The organism is Vibrio sp. Y29_XK_CS5, from assembly GCF_024181835.1.
Lineage (GTDB): Bacteria > Pseudomonadota > Gammaproteobacteria > Enterobacterales > Vibrionaceae > Vibrio > Vibrio harveyi.
Genome location: NZ_JAMZAM010000007.1, coordinates 145085 through 167953, shown reverse-complemented (window position 1 = coordinate 167953; position 22869 = coordinate 145085). Strand labels below are relative to the sequence as shown.

Here is a 22869-nt window from a genome sequence, read left to right as displayed (position 1 = left end):
GGATTGAAGTTCAGTAGATCTTTGTAACTATACAATGCATTGTTCGAACCGCTCTTAAGGCGTAAAATCAGAACCAATTTTCTGGCACGGGTATTACTGTGCCACCAGCCTTATTTATAAGAATCGAAATGATTAAAAAACTCACCCTCCAGCAGCTCGAATCTTTCCTTTGGGAAACCGCTGATATCCTCCGTGGCAACATGGATGCCTCTGAATTTAAAGACTATATCTTTGGCATGATGTTCTTAAAGCGCATGTCGGATGCGTTTGAGGAAGAGCAAGAGAAAGTCGTTCAGTACTACCTAGACAAAGGTAAAACACAAGCTCAAGCAGAAGAGCTAGCAGATGATGAAGATGAGTACGATAGTACCTTCTACATCCCTGAAAATGCGCGTTGGTCTGCACTAAAAGACTTAAAGCACAACATCGGTGAAAGCCTCAACAAAGCGACAGAAGCGATTGAAGAACATAACCCATCCCTAGAAGGTGTGTTGGTGACCATCGACTTCAATATTAAGAACAAGCTGACTGATGCTAAGTTGCGTGATCTGCTCTCTCACTTTAGCCAGCACCGTCTTCGTAATGAAGATTTTGAGCGCCCTGATATGTTGGGAACCGCTTACGAATACCTAATCAAAATGTTTGCTGATAGTGCAGGCAAGAAGGGCGGTGAATTCTATACCCCAAGTGAAGTAGTACAACTGCTGGTGGCATTGCTGAAGCCTCATGCTGGTATGCGTATCTATGATCCTACAACGGGCTCAGGCGGTATGTTGGTTCAGACTCGTAACTACCTAAAAGAGCACGGTGAAAACCCTGCCAATCTGTCGCTATTCGGGCAAGAGATGAACCTGAATACGTGGGCAATTTGTAAGATGAACATGTTCTTACACGGCGTGCAAAGTGCTGACATCCGCAAGGGCGACACTCTGCGCGAGCCTAAGCACACCGAAAACGGCGAGCTAATGAGCTTTGATCGCGTTATCGCTAACCCACCGTTCTCGCTTAAAAAGTGGGGTAAAGACGAGTGTGATAACGATGGTTTTGGTCGTTTCCCTTATGGCACGCCACCAAAAGATGCGGGTGATTTAGCCTTTGTTCAGCACATGATTGCTAGTACCAATAATGAAGGTATGGTCGGTGTGGTCATGCCTCATGGTGTGTTATTCCGTGGCTCAAGTGAGAAAGCGATTCGCCAAGGCATTTTGGAAGACGATTTATTAGAAGCCGTGATTGGTCTGCCATCAGGCTTGTTCTATGGTACGGGCATTCCTGCTTGCCTACTAATCATCAACAAGAACAAAGTTGCAGCTCGTAAGGGCAAAGTCCTGTTTATCAACTCAGAGCTTGAATTTGAAGAGGGAAAAAACCAGAACAAACTACGCCCACAAGACATTGCTAAGATTGTTGAAACCTTCGATAACTATGCTGATGTTAAGCGCTACGCGAAAGTGGTGAACTTCTCAGAAATTGCTGAGAACGATTTTAACCTCAATATCCGTCGCTATGCCGATACTTCACCACCAGCAGAAATCTTTGATGTACGCGCGATTCTGCATGGAGGTGTCCCTGCTCGTGAAGTGCATAACGAATACATTGAAGAGGAAATCCTTGAAGGATTTGATATCTCCTTAGTGTTCGATAAAACCAACGATGATTACTACGCCTTTAAACCAAGCATTGAAAGCAAAGAGCAGATCCGAGAAGTGATAGAGAAAGCGGATGCTAAGGTTCTTCCCCTAACAATAAGCCAGCTTGAACGCTGGTGGGATAAGTACCAAGTGTCGCTGCATGAGCTAGATCAGCAAGTGGCAGATGCCGAGCAGGTGATGCAAGGTTACTTAAAGGATCTAGGTTATGAGTAATTTACTACCTGTCGATTGGAATCTAAAAAACTTAGAAGATGTTTGCACTTGGGTCGGTGTAGGAATCGCAACTTCAACAACTCATGCATATACCGACTCAGGCACCCCTTTGCTAAGAAATCAAAACATATTACCGAACTCGATTCGTGATTCAGACATGCTATATATCACAAAAGATTTTGCCCGTGAGAATGAATCGAAAAAGCTTCGCAAAGGGGATGTTGTAACTATTCGAACTGGTTATCCGGGTGTTTCAGCTGTCATACCCTCTAGGTATGATGGTTGCCAAACTTTCACAACTTTAATATCAAGACCTAATCCCCTTAAGGTTGATCCTAACTACTTGGCTGTGTTGATAAACTCTGATTACGGAAGAGCCTTTGTATTAGGTGGGCAAGCTGGAGGAGCGCAACAAAATTTGAATGTTTCAGTACTGAAGCAGTTTCCTGTGATTCTTCCCCCACTCCCAGAACAAAAGAAAATCGCCACTATCCTCACTTCTGTCGATGAAGTGATTGAAAAAACACAGGCGCAAATCGACAAGCTCAAAGACCTGAAAACAGGCATGATGCAAGAGCTTCTATCCCGTGGTGTTGGTGTTGATGGAAAACCACATACCGAGCTTAAAGACTCGCCAGTGGGGAAGATTCCGAAGGGGTGGGAGGTTGTGAAATTCAAAGATATTTTTCATACCTATAAGTATGGTCCTCGCTTTAGTTCCAAAGACTACGATGAACTTGGGAATGTAAAAACTATAAGAGGAACAGATCTATCTAGTGACGGGGTTATTAAATATTCACAGGTTCCTGTTGCAAGGCTAGATAATAAGCTTGTCACACAAAACGCATTAAATCACGGCGATTTGGTCATGATCACAACCGCTGATTGTGGAGCTACTGCTGTTTTTGAGTCCCAGTCTATTCCTTATATAGCCAGTGCATATGCGATTAAATTGACCCCAAAGACAGGACTGAACTCCAAGTACATCAACTATTTTATGCAAACAGATGATGCGCTATCACAAGTCGATTCTTTTGTTCGAAAAGGAACGGTGGCAAACCTTCCTGGTTCAGATGTAATGTCGATGATTTTAGCTTTACCGCCTTTCGATGAGCAAAATCAAGTAGTAAGAATACTAGAGAAGCTAGACGAGAATATTACGTTGAAATTAAAAGTCTTAGATAGCAAGCAGTCTTTGAAGAAAGCTCTAATGCAAGATCTCCTAACAGGCAAGGTTCGCGTTAAGGTAGACAGCTAATGCTAAAAGCAATTCTTCACGGCAAAGCAGGGCGTATCGAACATGATGGGCAAACCTCGGTTCGGTGGGCAAGCTTGTTCAAAGCTCGTGAAGACTTGCTTACCTCAACGATGTTTGAGCGTTTCGCTTACTTATCTGAGTCACTTCAGTTCGAGTTACTTGAGTTCTGTTTTAAAGATAGAGTTACCCCTTTAGCTGAGGTCTTTGGAGCATTCATTACCATTGATTACTGGTCTAGGTACACCTTTGAAGAAAAAGGGCATACTAGGCAAGTTGAACCCGACTTAATCATCCGTTTTGAAAAAGCCAATCTAATCGTGGAAGTAAAACCTCCTGCTGGTGGTGATCAGTATTTCACTCAATGGCGGCGAGAAGTCGGTTCTTTCCTTCAGTCAGAAGAGGGTGAAAGTCGTCCGCTTTATTTTCTTGCCATTGGTCGCGTTGATCATGTGTCTGCACTTAAGTGGGAAAGCAAGTTAGTCAATGAATTTGATAACTTGATTTGTGTCGGCGCTATTAAATGGCAACCTATAGCGGATTGCTTAGTTGAAAAGTCGTCGGATAGCCGTTTATCCAAAACAGATAAACGGGTTTTAAATGACATGCTTAAAGCTCTCGCTCTGTATGGCTTGAATGTCAGTAACTTCAAATGGGACAAGCTACGTAAACACTCCTTCCCTGCTCTGTCTCTTAGCCACTCATTGCTTAGTGCTGTTGATATTAATCAGGGTGCTATTTTGGGTGTTTCGCATCAATCAGTTCAAAGTCTTATTAACCATGACTTCAAACCCGTCACCTTAGACGCTCTGTTGGCTTGGCCTAGGTATAACAATGAATAACGAAAACAAAGAAGATCTATTCCTACAAATTCGAACCGCTCACCGCTTATTGGCGGCGTATTATCAACGTCTCCTTCCTACTATAGAGCAGATAAGCAAAGAGTTAGAGCTAGATTTCTATGTGTGGACTCCTAAAGAGTTCGCTCGTCCTTCCAAGTTGACGACCAATCCCTTTGAGAATTGGCAATGGGACATGTTACCTGCACTTTCAACTTACTATGTGTTTAAGAACGTAGAAGACGTGCACAAACTGCGAATAGGTGAGTTCCTAGTAGAGTTTATGGTTGATTCAGATACTGGCGTGGACTCGGATGCTGCAAATGGAGGGCAGCCAGATGGTTTATCACTACCCATCGGTGTAGAAGAGGCGCAGAGCTTGTTAAAAGTCAGCATTTACACTCCTTTTAAGAACGAAAATGCAAATTGGTACTACAAAGTTTGGAATTGTTGTCAGCATCCTAAATTTAATGATTCGCCATTACCTCAAATAGACCCTGATCGTTACCCGATTATTAGTTGTGGGTTCGAACTACCGATGTCTGATTTACTTGAAGAAGATGCAGTTAGCAAGATCGCAAGTAAAACGAGAGGGTTTATTGACTCGGCTTTAACTGCTGCTTCGGAACAAAATAAGAAGGTGGTTGGCGATGAGCAGCAATAATAACGAATTCGAAAAAGTAGAAGCGCCAGCCATTGCTCAGTTAGTTAAGCTTGGCTGGACTTACGTACAAGGCAAATCCCTCTCTCCTGAACACGTAAACCAAGAGCGTATTTATCTACGTGACGTTATCCTAGTGAAGCGCTTAGAGGCGGCAATTAAACGCATTAATCCTTGGATCAGTGAAGAGAACCTGCGCAAGGTATCTAGGGAAGTGACACACCCCAATTTTGCTGCTTTGATGGAGTACAACCATGCTTTCTACCAAATCATGGTTAACTACCTTTCGGTAGAACAAGACCTCGGTAAAGGGCGCAAAGGGCAAACCGTCAAACTTATTGACTTCGATACGCCGTCCAACAACGAGTTCTTAGTGACGAACCAGTTTAAAGTCGAAGGGGCGCAAAACATTATCCCTGACATAATCTGTTTTGTTAACGGTATTCCTCTTGCTGTCATTGAATGCAAATCGCCGTACATCTCTGATCCTATGAGTCATGGAATTGACCAGCTTCGTCGTTACGCCAACCTACGTGAACAAGAAAATGAAGAAGGTGCGGCAAAACTATTTTGGTATAACCAATTGATGGTTTCTACCTGTCGCGACCAAGCGAAAGTCGGCACCATTAGCTCTAGCAGTCAGCACTATGGGGATTGGAAAGATGCCTACCCATACAGTGACGAAGAGTTAGCTCAGCAATCATTGCACGACAATGTAGTGACGTTTCGTTCTACCGTGGACGTTCAGCTACCTGACGATGTAGTGGATGACAACTCCGAGGCTGAAAGCCAAGTTGAGTTCTTACAAGCTGCCGAAGAAAAAGCCACTTACGAAGTCCTGACTCGTGTATCAGCGCAGCAGCGATTAATAGCAGGCATGTTTAGCCTGGATAACTTCCTCGATATTCTGCAAAACTTCATCATTTATGAAACTGACGATGGCAAGATAATTAAGAAGGTTGCACGTTATCAGCAGTATCGTGCCGTTAATAAGGTCATTCAGCGCTTAAAAACAGGTAAAGACCGCAGAGAAAAATCTGGCGTGGTGTGGCATACGCAAGGTAGTGGTAAATCACTGACTATGGTCATGCTAGCAGTCAAGATGCGCCGTGATCCTGAACTGCAGCAATACAAGTTGGTATTCATTACTGATAGAACTCAGCTTGATGAGCAGTTATCCAATACTTTCCGTGATGCGCAAGGTGAAACCGTTTATAACGCTGGCACTGTGAATGAACTCAAAGAGCTACTTAAAAAAGACAGCTCGGATCTGGTTACTGCGATGGTTCAGAAGTTCTCTGATTTAGAAAAAGAACAAGAGAAACAGCCGAAAGCTGCAGAAGGGTTTAAAGACCTAAATCCGAGCGAAAATATCATCGTATTGGCTGATGAGGCACACCGTACTCAGTTTGGTGGTCTTGCGATGACTATCAATGCTGCACTGCCTAATGCGCCTAAAGTAGGCTTTACGGGGACACCCCTGCTTAAAACCCAGAAGATGGGGCAAGCATTTGGTGGCTATATTGACGAGTACAAAATCAACCAAGCAGTAGAAGATGGGGCGACTGTGCGCCTGTTGTATGAGGGGCGAGAGGTTAAGTCTGAAGTCGCTGGAGAGTCCCTTGATAAGCTGTTTGAAGAATACTTTGGTGAATACACAGAAGAAGAACAGCGCGAAATTAAGAAAAAGTACGGTGTAGAGCGTGCGGTGCGTGAAGCGCCTGCTCGCATCCGTTGGGTCTGTCTTGATTTGCTCAAGCACTATAAAGAGCACATTCGTCCTGATGGCTTTAAAGCAATGATTGTTGTTGGTAGCCGCCATGCCGCTGCCGTTTTCAAAAAGACACTTGATGAGCTTGGTGCTCCGCCTTCTGAGGTGATCATTTCTGGTGACCACAACGATAAACAATACATCGCAAAGTACACCGACAAAGCACATCAAAAAAAGGTGATAGCGAACTTCAAAAAGCCTTTTGGTATAGATAAGGCTGGAACTGAAGAAAAGGACAAGAAGTTTGATAATACGGCGTTTCTCATCGTCAAGGATATGCTGTTAACTGGCTTTGATGCACCGATTGCGCAGGTCATGTATATCGACAGAAAACTGCAAGATCACACATTGATGCAAGCCATCGCTCGTGTGAATCGTACATACAAAGGTAAAACTTGTGGCTACATCGTTGACTACTATGGTCTCGCAACTCACTTAACTGAAGCGCTTGATTTGTTTAGCAGTGAAGATGTTGAGGGGACGTACCAAAGCCTTAAAGACGAGGTACCGAAGCTTAAGGCGAAACATACCCGTGCAATGTCATTCTTTAAACACATTGATAGCGATGATATTGACGACTATGTGCTCGCGCTTAAAGATGAAACTACTCGAGCTCAATTTGATGTAGCGTTTAAGCTCTTTGCCAAACAGCTCAACGTGATATTACCAGATGCGAGTGCAGCTCCTTTTGTCCCAGATATGAAGTTGTTGGGGAAAGTACATAATGCTTCGCGAACCATGTATCGAGATGCTGGTTTAGATATGCGTGAGATTGGTGAAAAAGTAAGGCTGTTGGTCGATGAGCATATTTTGAGTACAGGGGTAGATCCTAAAATTCCTCCAATGGACTTATTGGCAGCCAACTTCAAAGATACGATTAAGCCAAATAAATCAGATGAATCTAAAGCCTCTGAGATAGAGAGTGCTATCAAGCATCATATAACGATTAATCTTGATGATGACCCTGAGTACTACCGTTCTTTGAGCCTGAGACTGAGGGATATTATTGAGAAAACGTCTGGCCAATGGGCTTTGCAGCTCGAGCTACTACTTGCTATGACTGATGACATTGGCTCAGCCCACCAGCAAGCCGCACAAGATGTTGGGGTGAATGAAACTGAGTTCGCTTTTTACAATATATTGATTGCCGAGGTGACTAACGCGAATGATGGTGATGTGATTGATGAAAGCGTCCATGAAGCTATTAAAGACACCACGCAAACTTTGGTCGCCATGTTAGATGAAGCAACGGAAATAATTGATTTCTTCGCTAAGCAAGATGAAGTTAAGCGGATGAAGAAAGAGATAAAACGCGCTGTGCTTGATCAGCCGTTTGGTGACAAAGCATTGGTTAGTGCTCTTCAAGAGCGTTTTATGGATCTTGCTAAGCACAAGTTCGGCAATAAATGATTGAGCAAAACATGACGGAAAAGCATCAGCCAGAGCTTATTCATACTGCCAGTTACAGTGTGCTGGTGGAGCGTACTTCAAGAAAGAAAACTGCATCACTTAAAGTTGATGAGGGGGAGGTGACTATCATTGTCCCCAAGGTATTAGAGCAAGAAAAAATAGATGAAATTCTTGCAGATAAGCACAATTGGATAGTTGATAAGTTGGCTCAATATCAAGCTCATAGTCCCTCGTTAGCACGAGAATATGTGTCGGGTGAGGCATTGCCATACCTAGGGCGTAACTATCGTTTAAAAGTGCTTACAGGCGATTTGGCACCCACTAAGCTGATTAATGGGCGCATTACTGTAACCGTGCCTGACCCTTCATCTCAAACGCACTATATTCGTCGGGCATTGGTGAATTGGTACAAGCGCCATGCTGACAAAAAAATTCGCGAGAAAGTGAGGCGTTATGAATCTCTGGTGGGTGTTGAAACTGGTGTCGTTCGGACTAAAGAGTTTAAGAGCCGCTGGGGTAGTTGTACCCCTTACGGTGATTTAGAGTTTAACTGGGTAATTGTCATGGCCCCTAACCGCGTAGTTGACTATGTGGTTGTCCACGAGCTTTGTCATTTGCTTCATCATGATCACTCACCTCAGTTTTGGAAAGAAGTTGAACGAGTCATGCCCGACTACAAAGAGCATAAAGAGTGGCTCAGAGAGTTCGGGCATAGGTTATACATCTAAAGCATTTTGACTACTTGATTACTTCATGTGAAAAGTCATCCCAGAGTTTATCTGAACTTAAGCTTGCGCAGAGCTTTAAGGGAGTACTCGAAGACTGCGCTTGCATCTTGTCTGAAATAGCTTGGTTGTATGTTCCGACGTTCAAAGCAAACTCTATTGCAGCAATAATGTACCCGAACCCATTCATGTTATTTTCATAACCGAAGTCGCTGATATTAAGGGTGTCGTTGACTTCTTCTATTAACAATCTGGTGCGTGATATGTCCGATACTGATATGTCGCTTTCATTGATGTAAGTTAGATCTTCACGTTAGAACTAAACTCGCCTCGGTACCGAGTGTTATGGATCTAATAAAACAATCTCGAACATTATAGATACAAAAAGGGCCAACCCTTTCGAGTTGGCCCTTTCCAAACGTTTGGTGGAGCTGGCGGGAGTTGAACCCGCGTCCGAAAACCTTTCATCATTGGTACTACATGCTTAGTCGATCTTTAAATTCACCACCCACCTGCGAACCGACACGCTAGTAAATGACTATCCTGAATTATAATTCACCGTTCATCTCTCAGGCGGGAGAATCCGGGCTAGCGCGTTTGGGTTTGATCCCTCGTTGGTCCCCGTCTTACGTGCGGAAGCTAGGGCGAGAGAGCTCTGAGCAGGTTATTAAGCTGCTAGTGCGTAGTTTTCGTCGTTTGCGACTATTTTTTTGCGGTTTGTTAACGAGGCCTACCGCACCTCGGCATGCACCTCAGACTTCTGAATTCCCGTCGAATCCTAAATCAGCCCCAGAGGTAATATCGGCATAGTAACAGAAAAGCCTAGGCTGTCCAGTACTATGCGTCTAAGTGGTCAAGTTTAACGCAGTGAACTCTTCATTACGCGCGCTTTTTCACGAGCCCAGTCTTTTTCTTTCAGATCGGTACGTTTGTCGTGAAGCTTTTTACCTTTCGCAACACCGATTTTGATCTTCACCCAAGAGCGAGACCAGTACAGTGACAACGCGGCTAGTGTCATACCTTCACGGTTGATGCGACCAAGAAGGTTGTCGAGTTCACGACGACTCATCAATAGTTTGCGCACGCGTGTAGGGTTTGCGACAACGTGAGTAGAAGCTTGGTTAAGAGGCGTGATGGTCATTCCGCTGACAAAAGCTTCTCCGTCACGCATGAAAACGTAGCTTTCAGCGATATTGGCTTTACCTTGGCGAAGTGCTTTCACTTCCCAGCCTTGTAGCTCCAAGCCTGCTTCAATTTCATCGTCAATGAAGTATTCGTGGCGAGCTTTTTTATTCAGCGCGATAGTGTTGCTACCCGCTTTTTGCTTTGATTTTTTCTTTACCATAATGGACTCATTATACGGGTTGGATATGGGTTAGGAAATCCTTTTATTTGCGCTATCGTGGAATAAAAGTAGAATTGGCACAAGCCTTAAACATGTACGCGTATCGATAGGAGTGTGTATGAAGCAAATCAGCCGTTCTGCCTTGGTGTCTTTTAGTGCAGAGCAGATGTTCGATCTGGTCAATGATGTTTCTAAGTATCCTGAGTTTCTACCTGGTTGTTCAGGTTCACGAATCATTGAGTCTTCGGACGATGGTATGGTGGCTTCTGTCGATGTAGCAAAAGCAGGTATCAGTAAGACATTTACAACCTCTAACGAGATTATTCCGGGTCAAGCGATCATGATGAATTTGGTCGATGGTCCATTTAAGACACTGCGTGGTGGTTGGATCTTCACTGCTTTGGATGAGCAGGCGTGTAAAGTGGAACTGAAGCTTGAGTTTGAATTCTCAAGCAAGATGATCGAAATGGCTTTCGGCAAGATTTTTAATGAGCTAACCAATAACATGGTGAATGCTTTTACCAAACGCGCGAAACAGGTGTACGAGTGCTATGAGTATTGAGTCGGACATGATTCACGTGGAAGTGGTTTATGCGCTTCCTCAAGAGCAGCGTGTATTCAATTTGGTGGTAAACAATCAAGCAACGGTTGAAGATATTATCCGACAGTCGGGTGTGCTTGAGCTATACCCGGAGATTGATTTGAAGAAGAATAAAGTCGGTGTTTACAGCCGTAACGTGCGATTAGATGCAACGGTACGCGACAAAGACCGTATCGAAATTTACCGCCCACTATTGGCAGATCCAAAAGAGATTCGTCGTAAACGAGCGGAGCAAGCAAAGGCCGCTGGTAGTGCAGACCCTGTGACAGGCGGTAAGCCCAATGCTTTGAGAAAAGCTGAGGAATAATGCTTTTGATTACGAACAACGCCTCCCAATTGGGAGGTGTTGTTTTTTTGTGGGGCGAACTTTCCTTGCTCTGTTGAGCAGAAATAAAAAAGCCTCCGTCAGGAGGCTTTAAGAATACAGTGAAAATAAAGGTTGCTTACTGAATCTTCTCGTAAAATGCATCGCTTTTCGGGTAGTCACCAGTGATGTCTGCCAGCGTGCCTTGGTCGTTAAACTGAACGATAAGATCTTTTTGCACTGAGTCACCGTGACCAGGAGTGTGGTGGTAAATGTAGTACCACGTATTCGGGTAGCCATTTTCAACCAACATAGGTGAACCAAGAACGTAGCGAACCTGTGCTTTAGTCATCCCAAACTTTAATTTATCAACCGCACTTTGTTCTACGTAGTTGCCTTGGTTGATATCAATGCGATAAACCAGTTTTTCCAATACCGAACATCCTGTCAGCAATGTCATTGCTAATGGTACGGCAACTAACCACTTCTTTAATTGCATAATAATTTCTTAGTAACCTTTAAAATACTGCGCTGATAATAAACAAGCTCGACGCAGATGTAAAAAGCTATGCGTCGTATGGTAGGGAATCTGACAACGAATTTTGAGTTGAGTTGCATTTATTCGCTGAGATTGAACAATAATTGGCGGAACATTGCGCATTCGTTTAGCGAAAAGCAAAAGTACTGGGGCAGTTGAAATGGGAGAGAGCCACTGAACTGATTGATATGCGGTGGCTCCGTAATAATCTTAAGCGGCGATAAGCAGTTCTTTAGCATTTGCCAATGTGGAATCTGTAATTTGACTACCACCAAGTAGACGAGCTAATTCTGCCACACGTTGCTCTTCATCTAGTGAGCGCATTTGTGTTTCAGTTTGACCACCTTTGGTGTGTTTTGCGACAAACATTTGCTGATGACCACAACCTGCGACTTGAGGTAAGTGGGTGACACACATTACTTGGGTCGACTCTCCTAGTTTGCGCAGCATCTTACCGACAACAGCGGCGGTTGGACCACTGATACCTACGTCTACTTCATCGAAGATCAAGCTTGGAGTATCTACTTTCTGCGCGGTGATCACTTGGATGGCTAATGAGATACGTGATAGCTCACCACCCGATGCCACTTTAGCGATGGGTTGCAATGGCTGACCTGGGTTGGTTGAAACCAAGAAGCAGACGCTGTCCATTCCCAGCGGTGATGGGTGGGTATTTTCGTTGTTCACTTCAATGCTGAATACCGCTTTCTCCATGCTCAATTCGTGCATGCTTTGTGTGATCAGTTTGTTCAACTCTTTTGCGTAGCGACTGCGTGATTTGTGCAGTTTTTCCGCTTGGGTCAAGAAGCTCTGATACTTTTGTTCAACTTCTTGAGCGAGTTCATCCAAACGTTCATCAGAGCAATCGAGCGCTTCGATTTGAGCCAATAGATCTTGATGGTGTTGATATAGCTCATCAGGCATAACGTGGTGTTTACGAGCCATTGACATCACTTTAGAAAAGCGTTCTTCGACATAAGCCATGCGACCCGGATCGACATCAATGCCATCAAGGTAGCTGCGAAGTTCGTTTTTAGTTTCTTCTAGCTGGATCATTGCTTCTGCCAGCATATTTGGTAGCTCTGCTAATTTCTCATCCAATTCAGCTAATTGAATTAGGGAGTGATTGGCCGATTGCAAAATACCAAGCGCATTGACTTCTTCACCTTCGTAAATAAGTTCGATGGCTTGCTGACAGGTAGCGGCAAGTTCACCGCTATTGGACAGTCGTTTGTGCTCTTGTTCGAGCTCTGCGAATTCTTCTTCACCTAGCGATAACTCATTCAGTTCTTTGATTTGGTATTCGAGCAACTGCTTTTGTGCCTGATTTTGCTGGCTGTTCTCTTTTAGTTGCTTGAGGTTATTGTCTGCCTGACGCCAATGCTGGTAAGCACTGCGTGTGCCTTTTAATAGGTTTAAATGTCCTGCATATTGGTCAAGCATTGCCATTTGGTGCTCGCTCTTCATCAATTGATGATGCGCGTGTTGTCCATGGATGTTGATCAACAACTGCCCAAGAGATTTGAGTTGTGAAAGTGGGACTGGGCTGCCGTTGATGAAGGCTCTAGAGCGACCTTCTTTGGTGATGATGCGACGCAAGATACACTCGCTGCCATCAAGTAGGTCGTTATCTTCTAGCCAACGCGTTGCGTGTAGATTGTTATCCAGTAAAAAGGCAGCGCTGACTTCTGTTTTCTCTTCGCCTTGGCGCACCATACCTGCATCGGCACGTCCGCCTAAACAAAGACCTAACGCATCAATTGCAATAGACTTACCTGCACCTGTTTCACCAGTAATGGTGGTCATGCCCTTTGAAAGCTCGAGCTGTAAAGACTTAACAATCGCAAAATTATTAACACTTAGATGAGCCAGCATTTTTATTTACCTGTATAACTGAACAATACTGTATAAGAAAACAGTATATACTGTTTCTTTATACAGTAAAGTCAGGTGTGGTATTTTTTCTTAAAGAAGCGGCTTTTTGTGATGGAGAGAAGAAAAATAGGTCGTGCAAAATGCAACGACCTATTTAAATTGAACAAGTTACGGACGAGTTGGGTTAATGGTGAGCGGTTCTAATGTGACGACTGCATTGACTCCCGCGCCAGGATGGTCGACGTAAGATGTGTCTTGCATCAGGGTGTAGTAAACATCAACGAAATCGTCATCATTGGTCAGAACCCCATCAGGAATTGCATCAATGATCTTGTTGGTGATCTGAGGAATAATGGCATACGCCTGCACCTCTGGATCTGGAATCGCCTTTAATACTTCTTCAGCAACTTGAACGAGCAGTTTTGCCAACTGTTTGTAATCCGTACCGTCATCTTGTTCCATCAATACAATGTCAGCCGCGCCCCAACGGTAACGAGACCAATGAATGATGATTTGATTCGGGTAATAGTCTTTGTTGTCATAATCCAAATATGGAAGCTCGACTAAATCTAACGTCGGCTCGTCGCGACTTGGGTTCACCCCAGTGACGATGGCGTAGATTTCTGCTTTACCCGAGATCCATGGTTCTTGGTCATCAGAAAGACGGATCTTTTTCAGTTGCGTAGTCTGAATTGGTTGAACCGAACTTTCAGCACTAGCGAGAAGTGGGGAATTAACTTGCTTCTTGTCCGCTAGGTATGGCTGAACCATCGTGGCTTGACCTAAGCTCTTCATCTCAGCTTGCATCGCTTGCAGACCTGCTTTTAGTTCTGCAGAGCTGTTATTGTCGACAACCAATACTGGTACGTCAGGAAGCTGATAGACATCGAGCTGGTGGATTTGACCATATACATCGTACGCTTCGATATACTGCCATTGCGAGTCATCACCGCTTGGCTCGAAAGCGAATAGGGGATCGACTTTCCCTTCTTGCCATACATTTAGCATCTCTTCATTCGCTAGACGGACTTCTAGCAACTGATCTGAGTATTGTTCGATGCCTTTCCATGTGCGGATCTGGTTATCGGCTTGTACAAGCTGTTTACTGAAAGCAGCTTGGGGCGTTTGTTCAACAAAGGAAGATACTGGGACGCTAGTGTGCTCCGCGGTAATGTCCCTACGTAGCATTGGCTCCATGCTGGTATAGCTCTCACTAAGTTGCTGAGCGAGTGCGCGTTTCGTGTTGGTTATATCCTCGGCTTTTGCGTTTGATATATTGTTAACCTTTGCCTCCTCAGACTGGCAGCCCATAAGCGCTAAAGTACTGAGAGCGGACAATATAATTGTTTTTTTCATAGTGTGTCCTTTGAGATAGTTTGTATGAAATAGAGTTAATATTCTATTCATGGCAAGAATATCACCAGACACCTATCATTCAATTTGCTCTCCAAGATTTGTATAAAATCTGCCCACAAGATCAAATTTTATAAATCTAGATTTAGTAGGTTTTTATTTTGTGTCGCCTTAATCGGGATAGAGTAGAAAGCTGAAATATGAGCAAAGAAAAAAGGTTGATGCTTTCACACCAACCTTTATTGCTAAAACAGTTTGCTCGACCATCCAAGCTTATTTCTTAGTACGTGATAGTAGCTATAGTCTTTCGGGTGGATAAGTTTGAGAACGTTCGGGCTCTGGTAGATGTGTATTTCATCACCTGGAGAGACGGGGAGCGAAACTTGTCCGTCACAACTTACTTCCTGAGTACCGCGGTTTTCTGGTGACACGACCAGTTTGATACGACGTTTGCCATCGACAACTAATGGGCGGCTAGACAATGTGTGCGGGAACATTGGCACTAAAGAAATCGCATTTAAGCTTGGTGACAAAATAGGTCCACCACCTGACAGGGAGTAAGCCGTAGAGCCTGTTGGAGTAGAGACAATCAAACCATCGGCACGCAGCGAAAACGCAAAGCTGTCATCAATATAAACTTCAAACTCAATCATGTGCGCCACTTGTCCTGGGTGGAGCACGGCTTCGTTTAATGCCGCGTTATGGCTCTTGATTTGACCGTGACGATGGATCTCTGCTTCCAATAAGAAACGCTCTTCTTCTATATATTCGCCTTTTAATACGGCTTTTAATGCTTCTTTGAAATCGTCGGGGTTTAGATCCGTCAGGAACCCCAAGTTACCTCGGTTGACACCAATCACAGCAACATCGAAACGAGATAGAATACGAGCAGCACCCAGCATGTTGCCATCACCGCCAACTACGATAGCGAGATCGGCGTTTTTACCTAGCTCTACGAGGCTAGCAAACTGGCTTTGCGGGATTTCGTCTAAAATTGCAGCAAGGCGATCATCGATAAATACTTGGTAACCTTCGGATGTCAGCCATTCGTATAACTCTCTATGAGTTTGAATTGCCTGCTGATCTCGTGGTTTTCCGATAATCGCGATCACGTTACATGGGTTTTTCATAGCATTTCCGCATTAAAGAGGCTTGAATCAGGAATCTTCATCCCCATAATAATGGCAAGTTACCTAAATATGCGAATTTTTATGTGGTTAAAGCCCACAAAACGTGAGTGGCTTTAAGGACATTAAGTTGAATTCTGGAGATATCATGAGCAACGAAGAAAACAAAGTTACAGAAGAAGAGCTTGATCAAATCATCGAAGAAGCTGAGAAAGTAGAAGCCGCAGCGCAAGAAGCTGAAGCAGAACTTGAAGAAATTGGTGATGAGAAAGACGCTAAGATTGCTCAACTAGAAGCAGCACTACTGTCTAGCGAAACAAAAGTGAAAGACCAGCAAGATGCGGTTCTTCGCTCTAAAGCTGAAGTAGAAAACATGCGTCGTCGTACTGAGCAAGAAATCGATAAAGCTCGTAAGTACGCTCTGAACAAATTCGCTGAAGAACTACTTCCAGTTATCGATAACCTTGAGCGTGCAATCCAAGCTGCAGATGCAGAGCACGAAGTGGTTAAGCCAATTCTTGAAGGTGTTGAGCTAACACACAAGACGTTTGTAGATGCAGTATCGAAATTTGGTTTGAAAGAGATCAACCCAGAAGGTGAAGCATTCAACCCTGAATTCCACCAAGCTATGTCTATTCAAGAAAGCCCAGATCACGAATCAAACACAGTTATGTTTGTGATGCAAAAAGGCTATGAGCTAAACGGTCGAGTTGTTCGTCCTGCAATGGTTATGGTTGCTAAGTAATCAAATAACTCATTGATATAAATATATTAAAACGCCTGCTATTCAATAGCGGGCGTTTTTGTTTCAAACATCTCTATCAACATATTCATCTCTCTGAATATGTGCGCAAAATGAAATTTGATCCCCTTCAAATTTTTTCTTATTGGTAAAAAATTTTCCAATAAGGGATATCCTTTCTTTATCTTGCTTACTTATGGAATGGGTGTGTCTATAAGTACCTGTTATCACTCGCAATCAAAATTTAATTCTGAATATGAATGTAGAACTAGTGGTTTACTTTTAATGTCATTTATTAACAATCCTGTAAAGAAAGTCTTTATTTTGTAACTGTGGTGTGTATTATTCGCGAGGTCTGCCGTAAAAACCAGCAGATGTAACTATAAAAGCATAAATAGCAAACACAACATTTTGGAGATTTATGATGGATAAATCGCTTTCTAGCAAGATTTTTATCGGCTTGTTTGCGGGTCTTCTGATCGGTACTGCAATTCAGTATCTTTTTAGTGGCGTTGCTCTCTTTGATACATATTTACTTGGCGCAGCGGAAGGCGCTGGTGGTATGTTCGTATCATTGATTAAGCTGTTAGTAGTACCTCTTGTTTACGTATCTATCGTATGCGGTATCGTGGACCTAAAAGACATCACGGCTTTTGGTCGTCTTGGTGGTAAAACCTTTGCTCTATACATTATCAACACCATCATCGCGATTACTGCGGCACTGACTGTTGGTCTTATTTTCCAACCGGGTGCTGATGCAAATCTGGCAGGCACGATTTCAGAAACTGTTAACTTAACAACAACTGAAACACCTGACATTTTCTCGTTGGTTGTAAACATCGTTCCAAGCAACCCTGTACAAGCGTTTGCAAATGGCGACATGTTACAAATCATCTTTATGGCAATTTTGACAGGTCTTGCTATTCAAGCTTTGGATTCTCGAGGCGGTCCGGCAATTCGTACGTTTAAAATGGCGAACGAAATCATGATGAAGCTGGTTGGTCTAGTAATGAGCCTTGCACCTTACGGTGTATTTGCTCTGATGATTCAACTAGGTGCAACACTGGATGCAAACACGCTGATGTCTGTTGCTGGCTACGTAGCACTTGTTGTTGCAATGCTAGTGTTCTGGATTTTCTTCTTCTACCCAATGGCGGTAGGTATTGCGACGGGCACTTCACCAAAAGCGTTCCTACGTGCAACTCGAGAGCAGATCCTATTCTCACTATCAACTGCAAGTTCAAACGCAACTATCCCGGTAACAATGCGCACGCTAACTGAGAAGCTTAAGGTTTCTAAGTCGGTTGCTGGTTTCGGTGTACCGCTGGGCGCAACAATGAACATGTCTGGTGTTTCTATCTACATCGCACTAGCAACTATGTTTGTCGCAAACGCGTTTGGTCAGCCAATCAATACTGCTGATATCTTTACTCTTGGTCTAACTATCTTGCTACTTTCTATCGGTGCTGGTGGTGTTCCGGGCGGCGGCGTAGTGATGGTAGGTGTTCTATTACACCAACTAGGTCTTCCACCAGAAGGTTTAGCAATCATTGCAGCTGTAGACCGTATCAATGATATGTTCTGTACTTCATCTAACGTAGTTGGTGATACAGCAGTAAACACTATTGTTGCGAAGTCTGAAGGCGAGATTGGTAAAGAAGAAGTCGTAGACGCAGAGCCTGCACAAGCAAGCGCATAATTTGCAATACACTCTTAGTTGAAAAGCGAGGCTATATGCCTCGCTTTTTCTTTTATAGAAACGAGAATCGAGATTGAAGAGTCGAAGGGGGCTGAGTTGCGCTCGGCTCTCGCCTTTTGCGCAACTTTTTTTTTGTTTTTTTTCACTCTCTCCCTTGAAAAGCCATTTGCAGCCCTTATCTATTGGGCATAAGAGAAGCAAACAACATTACTTTAGTTTGTGAGCAAGGGTTGAAACCCGATTCTAAGTCCCCACATAGGGGATATAGCAAAACAAAATAGAATTTATTCGGAGATAGCCTGATGGGTAAAATCATTGGTATTGACTTAGGTACTACTAACTCATGTGTTGCTGTACTAGACGGCGACAAACCACGTGTAATTGAAAACGCAGAGGGTGAACGTACTACTGCATCGGTTATTGCTTACACTGACGGTGAGACGCTAGTAGGTCAACCAGCGAAACGTCAAGCAGTAACTAACCCAACTAATACGCTATTTGCAATCAAGCGTCTAATTGGTCGTCGTTTTGAAGACGAAGAAGTTCAGCGTGACATCGAAATCATGCCTTACAAAATCGTTAAGGCTGACAACGGTGATGCATGGGTAGAAGCAAAAGGCCAGAAAATGGCGGCTCCTCAAGTATCTGCTGAAGTACTTAAGAAAATGAAGAAAACTGCTGAAGACTTCCTAGGTGAGGAAGTAACTGGCGCAGTTATCACAGTTCCTGCTTACTTTAACGATGCTCAACGTCAAGCTACTAAAGACGCTGGTCGTATTGCAGGTCTAGAAGTTAAACGTATCATCAACGAACCAACAGCGGCTGCTCTAGCATACGGTCTAGACAAGTCAGGTGGCGACCGCACTATCGCGGTATACGACCTTGGTGGTGGTACATTCGATATCTCTATCATCGAAATCGATGAAGTTGAAGGCGAGAAAACATTCGAAGTTCTAGCAACTAACGGTGACACTCACCTTGGTGGTGAAGACTTTGATAACCGTCTAATCAACTACCTAGTAGACGAGTTCAACAAAGAGCAAGGCATCAACCTTAAGAACGATCCACTAGCAATGCAGCGTGTTAAAGAAGCAGCAGAAAAAGCGAAAATCGAGCTTTCTTCTACTTCTCAAACTGACGTAAACCTACCTTACGTTACTGCTGATGCAACTGGTCCTAAGCACATGAACATCAAAGTGACTCGTGCGAAACTAGAATCTCTAGTTGAAGACCTAGTACAACGTTCTCTTGAGCCACTAAAAGTTGCTCTAGCTGATGCTGACCTATCAGTAAACGACATCACTGACGTAATCCTAGTTGGTGGTCAGACTCGTATGCCTATGGTTCAAGCGAAGGTTGCTGAGTTCTTCGGTAAAGAAGCTCGCCGCGATGTAAACCCTGATGAAGCAGTAGCAATGGGTGCTGCAGTTCAAGGTGGTGTACTTGCGGGTGAAGTTAAAGACGTACTTCTACTAGACGTTACTCCACTGTCTCTAGGTATCGAGACAATGGGCGGCGTAATGACTAAGCTAGTTGAGAAAAACACGACTATCCCAACTAAAGCGAACCAAGTTTTCTCTACAGCAGAAGACAACCAAAGCGCGGTAACTATCCACGTTCTTCAAGGTGAGCGTAAGCAAGCGTCTTTCAACAAATCTCTAGGTCAATTCAACCTAGAAGGTATCCAAGCTGCACCACGTGGTATGCCACAAATCGAAGTTACTTTCGACCTAGATGCGGATGGTATCCTACACGTTTCAGCGAAAGACAAGCAGACTGGTAAAGAGCAGAAGATCACTATCCAAGCTTCTGGTGGTCTAAGCGATGACGACATCGAGAAAATGGTTCAAGAAGCAGAAGCTAACAAAGAAGCGGACAAAAAGTTCGAAGAGCTAGCAACTGCACGTAACCAAGCTGACCAAATGATTCACGGTACTCGTAAGCAAGTAGAAGAAGCTGGTGAAGCTCTACCTGCAGAAGAGAAAGAGAAGATTGAAGCAGCTATCTCTGAGCTAGAAACTGCACGTAAAGGCGATGACAAAGAAGCGATCGACGCTAAAGTTCAAGCGCTAATGACTGCAGCTCAAAAGCTAATGGAAATCGCTCAACAACAAGCTCAAGCGCAACAAGCACAAGGTGCTGACGCTGGTGCACAACAGTCTCAAGAAGACGATGTTGTTGATGCTGAGTTCGAAGAAGTTAAAGACGACAAGAAATAATATTTCTTAACTAGGCGGCTTATGGTCGCCTAGAGTCGATAAGACTTTTGTGTGCGGGCGTTTGGGGTAACTCTTACGCCCGTCTGTTTGTCCAAGCTGTCTTTCTAGTTAAGTATTTTGCAATAAGTGCACTTACCTAGAACGATACAAACACCAAGCGGTAAATCATGCCGTTTGCAGTAATTAATTGGTGACGAAGAACATGTCAAAACGTGATTTTTACGAAGTATTAGGCGTAAGCCGTGATGCCTCTGAGCGCGATATCAAAAAGGCGTACAAGCGTCTAGCAATGAAATACCACCCAGACCGTAACCAGGGTGATGAATCTGCTGCGGATAAGTTTAAAGAAGTAAAAGAAGCGTACGAAATTCTCACTGACCCTCAAAAGAAAGCGGCGTACGATCAGTATGGTCATGCTGCTTTTGAACAAGGCGGTGGCGGCTTCGGCGGCGGCGGTTTTGGTGGCGGTGGTGCTGATTTCGGCGACATCTTTGGTGACGTTTTTGGCGATATCTTTGGCGGTGGTCGTCGTGGCGGTGGTCAGCAACGTGCACAACGTGGCGCAGACCTACGTTACAACATGGAACTGTCGCTAGAAGAAGCTGTTCGTGGCGTATCGAAAGAAATCGAAGTACCAACGCTTGTTCATTGTGATACCTGTGACGGTAGCGGTGCGAAGAAAGGTTCTTCAGCTGAGACTTGTGGAACCTGTCATGGTCACGGTCAAGTTCAAATGCGCCAAGGTTTCTTTGCTGTGCAGCAAACCTGTCCTACCTGTCATGGTAAAGGTAAGATCATCAAAGACCCTTGTAACGAATGTCATGGTCAAGGTCGCAAACAGAAAACTAAGACACTTAACGTTAAGATCCCAGCTGGTGTTGATACTGGCGATCGCATTCGTCTATCTGGCGAAGGCGAAGCTGGAGAAATGGGTGCACCAGCAGGTGACCTATACGTACAAGTTCACGTGAAAGAGCACCATATCTTCGAACGTGAAGGCAACAACTTGTATTGTGAAGTGCCAGTTAGCTTTGCTATGGCTGCTCTAGGTGGTGAAGTTGAAGTTCCGACACTAGATGGTCGTGTGAACCTTAAAGTACCAACAGAAACGCAAACAGGACGTATGTTCCGTATGCGCGGTAAAGGGGTGAAAGGCGTTCGTGGTGGCGGTGTTGGTGACCTAATCGTTAAGCTTGTAGTAGAGACTCCAGTTAACTTGAGCGCTCGTCAGAAAGAATTGCTTAAAGAGTTTGATGAATCTTGTGGTGGCGATGCCGCAACTAAGCACAAACCAAAATCTGAAGGCTTCTTCAACGGCGTGAAGAAGTTCTTTGATGACCTAACAAGCTAATTGCTGGTTAGTTGAATCCAATAAAAAGCCTGCTGTGATGCAGGCTTTTTTGTATCTGCTTTCTTTTTATTTAAAGTGACTTTATGGCATCGAACTTGTCGTCTAAGTTGTCTTTATCTATTCTCGAAAGGGCTAATCCCAACATGCACTCGGTGACTCTATGTTGGTGGACGTTAGGGTTATTTTATTTACCCCACTAGGGAAACAGTTATCACCGTTTTGCCCTAAATCGGCTTTTGCCGTCGCTTCGATAACATAAGCTGCGCTGGATGTGCTTGCGATATTAAATGAAAAGCGATTTGAATCGGAGTCGCAGATCGTACAAGTCCCGCCAGAGATGATACTACTCCAATCGTACCCACCGTTGTAAGAGGTTTCTAGCTCCAGCTGTATGCGACTGATATCGCTTAGAGCAACGGTGCGGTGTGCCGTAATGGTGTGGTTGGTATATGACGGATAAGCGATAGCCGCGATGATTCCAATAATCACAACTGCTATCAGTATTTCGATCAATGTCATCCCTCTAAATCGTTTGTTGTATCCGTTACAACCAGAAATTCGAATCATGACGAGTAGTTTCCTTTTCACTTTTCCGCCTATTTTTCTCAGGTGATAGCATCTGCGCAAGATGAATTACGGTCCTCTTGCCGTTTGCATAGGAATTTGGGAAATGCCTCGCGGGTTTACATTATTGGAGCTTCTGATCACTATCGCCGTGCTGAGTGTTTTGCTCACGGCTGCTGCTCCTTCTTTCCAAAATGTTTTTGAAACCAACAAAATGCAGCGCTTAGCGAATGAACTGCATGGTTTTGTTATTCAAGGTAAGTCAGAAGCGGTATTGCGCCGAGAGAGGCTTTGGGCACACCTGATCATGTCTGGAGGTTCATCCAGTGATGGTAATTGGCGCATTGAGCTCACAGATAATAGCTCCGAGGGAGTCGGTACGGTTTTATTCTCGTTTTCAGGCGAGCCTTACAAGGGCATTGTGGTTACTCCGAGCTACGCTTCAGACCAAATCAGTTTTGATGACGTCCATGGTCGCCCTTCTTCAGGCAACATTCGCTTTTACCCGGTCGGAGAGTCTTCTAAAGCCTTAAAACTTATCTCTCACACTTTGTCTGCGCGTGTCCGGGTATGCAGCGACAACAACAATACCGAGTTCTTCGGCTATTCAACCTGTTCTTGAGGA

At 44.1% G+C, this 22869-nt stretch carries 19 protein-coding genes and 1 other RNA gene; 13 read left to right on the top strand and 7 right to left on the bottom strand.

The features are described 5' to 3' along the window. Positions 1–128 precede the first annotated feature (128 nt). The 6 genes from NL647_RS23330 to NL647_RS23305 are packed head-to-tail and all read left to right on the top strand — an operon-like array spanning position 129 to position 8529. Positions 129–1865 carry a type I restriction-modification system subunit M gene (locus NL647_RS23330; RefSeq protein ID WP_253650718.1) on the top strand — a complete coding sequence of 579 codons (1737 nt, stop codon included), beginning with the start codon at positions 129–131 and terminating at the stop codon, positions 1863–1865. Beyond that, the gene (locus NL647_RS23325) at positions 1858–3123 is read left to right on the top strand and encodes a restriction endonuclease subunit S (RefSeq protein ID WP_253650717.1); all 1266 of its coding nucleotides are present in this window, start codon (positions 1858–1860) and stop codon (positions 3121–3123) included. The genes NL647_RS23330 and NL647_RS23325 overlap by 8 nt, the downstream gene beginning before the upstream one ends. Continuing rightward, positions 3123–3962: a hypothetical protein gene (locus NL647_RS23320; RefSeq protein ID WP_253650716.1), complete on the top strand. Its 840-nt coding sequence runs from the start codon at positions 3123–3125 to the stop codon at positions 3960–3962. Before NL647_RS23325 ends, NL647_RS23320 begins: the two co-directional genes overlap by 1 nt. Further along, positions 3955–4623, top strand: a complete 669-nt coding sequence (locus NL647_RS23315; RefSeq protein ID WP_253650715.1) for a hypothetical protein — start codon at positions 3955–3957, stop codon at positions 4621–4623. Before NL647_RS23320 ends, NL647_RS23315 begins: the two co-directional genes overlap by 8 nt. Beyond that, entirely contained in the window at positions 4610–7801 is a 3192-nt protein-coding gene (locus NL647_RS23310) for a type I restriction endonuclease subunit R (RefSeq protein WP_253650714.1), read from the top strand. The genes NL647_RS23315 and NL647_RS23310 overlap by 14 nt, the downstream gene beginning before the upstream one ends. A gap of 11 nt (positions 7802–7812) precedes the next feature. Beyond that, the gene (locus NL647_RS23305; protein ID WP_253650713.1) at positions 7813–8529 is read left to right on the top strand and encodes a M48 family metallopeptidase; all 717 of its coding nucleotides are present in this window, start codon (positions 7813–7815) and stop codon (positions 8527–8529) included. A gap of 420 nt (positions 8530–8949) precedes the next feature. Here the strand turns inward: NL647_RS23305 and ssrA are convergent. Further along, positions 8950–9317: a transfer-messenger RNA gene (gene ssrA / locus NL647_RS23300) on the bottom strand. 68 nt (positions 9318–9385) lie between these two features. Further along, complete coding sequence (smpB, locus tag NL647_RS23295) at positions 9386–9871, bottom strand: SsrA-binding protein SmpB (RefSeq protein ID WP_005440253.1); 486 nt, start codon at positions 9869–9871, stop codon at positions 9386–9388. 118 nt (positions 9872–9989) lie between these two features. Between smpB and NL647_RS23290 the strand changes: the two genes are divergently transcribed. After that, positions 9990–10433 (top strand): SRPBCC family protein, encoded by a 444-nt coding sequence (locus tag NL647_RS23290; RefSeq protein ID WP_005447659.1) that lies wholly within the window; start codon positions 9990–9992, stop codon positions 10431–10433. After that, on the top strand, positions 10423–10779 hold the full coding sequence (locus tag NL647_RS23285; protein ID WP_005447657.1) for an RnfH family protein: 357 nt from the start codon (positions 10423–10425) through the stop codon (positions 10777–10779). Before NL647_RS23290 ends, NL647_RS23285 begins: the two co-directional genes overlap by 11 nt. A gap of 136 nt (positions 10780–10915) precedes the next feature. Here the strand turns inward: NL647_RS23285 and bamE are convergent, their stop codons facing one another. The 4 genes from bamE to nadK form a co-directional block, all read right to left on the bottom strand. Next, positions 10916–11275 carry an outer membrane protein assembly factor BamE gene (gene bamE, locus NL647_RS23280; protein WP_005447656.1) on the bottom strand — a complete coding sequence of 120 codons (360 nt, stop codon included), beginning with the start codon at positions 11273–11275 and terminating at the stop codon, positions 10916–10918. 249 nt (positions 11276–11524) lie between these two features. Further along, complete coding sequence (recN, locus tag NL647_RS23275) at positions 11525–13189, bottom strand: DNA repair protein RecN (RefSeq protein WP_049535692.1); 1665 nt, start codon at positions 13187–13189, stop codon at positions 11525–11527. A 168-nt stretch (positions 13190–13357) separates the two neighbouring features. Then, the gene (locus NL647_RS23270) at positions 13358–14545 is read right to left on the bottom strand and encodes a DUF3103 domain-containing protein (protein ID WP_253650712.1); all 1188 of its coding nucleotides are present in this window, start codon (positions 14543–14545) and stop codon (positions 13358–13360) included. Positions 14546–14787: 242 nt separating this feature from the next. Continuing rightward, entirely contained in the window at positions 14788–15672 is an 885-nt protein-coding gene (gene nadK / locus NL647_RS23265; RefSeq protein ID WP_005447653.1) for an NAD(+) kinase, read from the bottom strand. A 145-nt stretch (positions 15673–15817) separates the two neighbouring features. Here nadK and grpE point away from each other — a divergent pair, with 145 nt between their 5' ends. The 4 genes from grpE to dnaJ all read left to right on the top strand — a co-directional run bounded on the left by grpE (position 15818) and on the right by dnaJ (position 21680). Further along, positions 15818–16414 carry a nucleotide exchange factor GrpE gene (grpE, locus tag NL647_RS23260; RefSeq protein WP_005447652.1) on the top strand — a complete coding sequence of 199 codons (597 nt, stop codon included), beginning with the start codon at positions 15818–15820 and terminating at the stop codon, positions 16412–16414. 421 nt (positions 16415–16835) lie between these two features. Further along, the gene (locus NL647_RS23255; RefSeq protein ID WP_005447650.1) at positions 16836–18110 is read left to right on the top strand and encodes a dicarboxylate/amino acid:cation symporter; all 1275 of its coding nucleotides are present in this window, start codon (positions 16836–16838) and stop codon (positions 18108–18110) included. 302 nt (positions 18111–18412) lie between these two features. Further along, on the top strand, positions 18413–20329 hold the full coding sequence (dnaK, locus tag NL647_RS23250; protein WP_005447648.1) for a molecular chaperone DnaK: 1917 nt from the start codon (positions 18413–18415) through the stop codon (positions 20327–20329). Between the two features lie 202 nt (positions 20330–20531). Next, positions 20532–21680, top strand: coding sequence for a molecular chaperone DnaJ (gene dnaJ / locus NL647_RS23245; protein WP_005447647.1), 1149 nt, complete (start codon positions 20532–20534; stop codon positions 21678–21680). Between the two features lie 132 nt (positions 21681–21812). Here the strand turns inward: dnaJ and NL647_RS23240 are convergent, their stop codons facing one another. Beyond that, positions 21813–22247: a type IV pilin protein gene (locus tag NL647_RS23240; RefSeq protein ID WP_017818911.1), complete on the bottom strand. Its 435-nt coding sequence runs from the start codon at positions 22245–22247 to the stop codon at positions 21813–21815. 103 nt (positions 22248–22350) lie between these two features. Here NL647_RS23240 and NL647_RS23235 point away from each other — a divergent pair, with 103 nt between their 5' ends. Further along, complete coding sequence (locus NL647_RS23235; protein ID WP_253650711.1) at positions 22351–22866, top strand: GspH/FimT family pseudopilin; 516 nt, start codon at positions 22351–22353, stop codon at positions 22864–22866. Positions 22867–22869 lie beyond the last annotated feature (3 nt).

What these genes read in the sequence shown, in the direction of transcription:
- NL647_RS23325 (WP_253650717.1), top strand. Translation starts at nt 1,858, where the DNA reads ATGAGTAATTTACTACCTGTCGATTGGAATCTAAAAAACTTAGAAGAT.
- NL647_RS23235 (WP_253650711.1), top strand. Translation starts at nt 22,351, where the DNA reads ATGCCTCGCGGGTTTACATTATTGGAGCTTCTGATCACTATCGCCGTG.
- NL647_RS23270 (WP_253650712.1), bottom strand. Translation starts at nt 14,545, where the DNA reads ATGAAAAAAACAATTATATTGTCCGCTCTCAGTACTTTAGCGCTTATG.
- recN (WP_049535692.1), bottom strand. Translation starts at nt 13,189, where the DNA reads ATGCTGGCTCATCTAAGTGTTAATAATTTTGCGATTGTTAAGTCTTTA.
- NL647_RS23330 (WP_253650718.1), top strand. Translation starts at nt 129, where the DNA reads ATGATTAAAAAACTCACCCTCCAGCAGCTCGAATCTTTCCTTTGGGAA.
- NL647_RS23305 (WP_253650713.1), top strand. Translation starts at nt 7,813, where the DNA reads ATGACGGAAAAGCATCAGCCAGAGCTTATTCATACTGCCAGTTACAGT.
- NL647_RS23315 (WP_253650715.1), top strand. Translation starts at nt 3,955, where the DNA reads ATGAATAACGAAAACAAAGAAGATCTATTCCTACAAATTCGAACCGCT.
- nadK (WP_005447653.1), bottom strand. Translation starts at nt 15,672, where the DNA reads ATGAAAAACCCATGTAACGTGATCGCGATTATCGGAAAACCACGAGAT.
- NL647_RS23310 (WP_253650714.1), top strand. Translation starts at nt 4,610, where the DNA reads ATGAGCAGCAATAATAACGAATTCGAAAAAGTAGAAGCGCCAGCCATT.
- dnaK (WP_005447648.1), top strand. Translation starts at nt 18,413, where the DNA reads ATGGGTAAAATCATTGGTATTGACTTAGGTACTACTAACTCATGTGTT.
- grpE (WP_005447652.1), top strand. Translation starts at nt 15,818, where the DNA reads ATGAGCAACGAAGAAAACAAAGTTACAGAAGAAGAGCTTGATCAAATC.
- NL647_RS23290 (WP_005447659.1), top strand. Translation starts at nt 9,990, where the DNA reads ATGAAGCAAATCAGCCGTTCTGCCTTGGTGTCTTTTAGTGCAGAGCAG.
- NL647_RS23240 (WP_017818911.1), bottom strand. Translation starts at nt 22,247, where the DNA reads ATGATTCGAATTTCTGGTTGTAACGGATACAACAAACGATTTAGAGGG.
- bamE (WP_005447656.1), bottom strand. Translation starts at nt 11,275, where the DNA reads ATGCAATTAAAGAAGTGGTTAGTTGCCGTACCATTAGCAATGACATTG.
- smpB (WP_005440253.1), bottom strand. Translation starts at nt 9,871, where the DNA reads ATGGTAAAGAAAAAATCAAAGCAAAAAGCGGGTAGCAACACTATCGCG.
- NL647_RS23255 (WP_005447650.1), top strand. Translation starts at nt 16,836, where the DNA reads ATGGATAAATCGCTTTCTAGCAAGATTTTTATCGGCTTGTTTGCGGGT.
- NL647_RS23285 (WP_005447657.1), top strand. Translation starts at nt 10,423, where the DNA reads ATGAGTATTGAGTCGGACATGATTCACGTGGAAGTGGTTTATGCGCTT.
- NL647_RS23320 (WP_253650716.1), top strand. Translation starts at nt 3,123, where the DNA reads ATGCTAAAAGCAATTCTTCACGGCAAAGCAGGGCGTATCGAACATGAT.
- dnaJ (WP_005447647.1), top strand. Translation starts at nt 20,532, where the DNA reads ATGTCAAAACGTGATTTTTACGAAGTATTAGGCGTAAGCCGTGATGCC.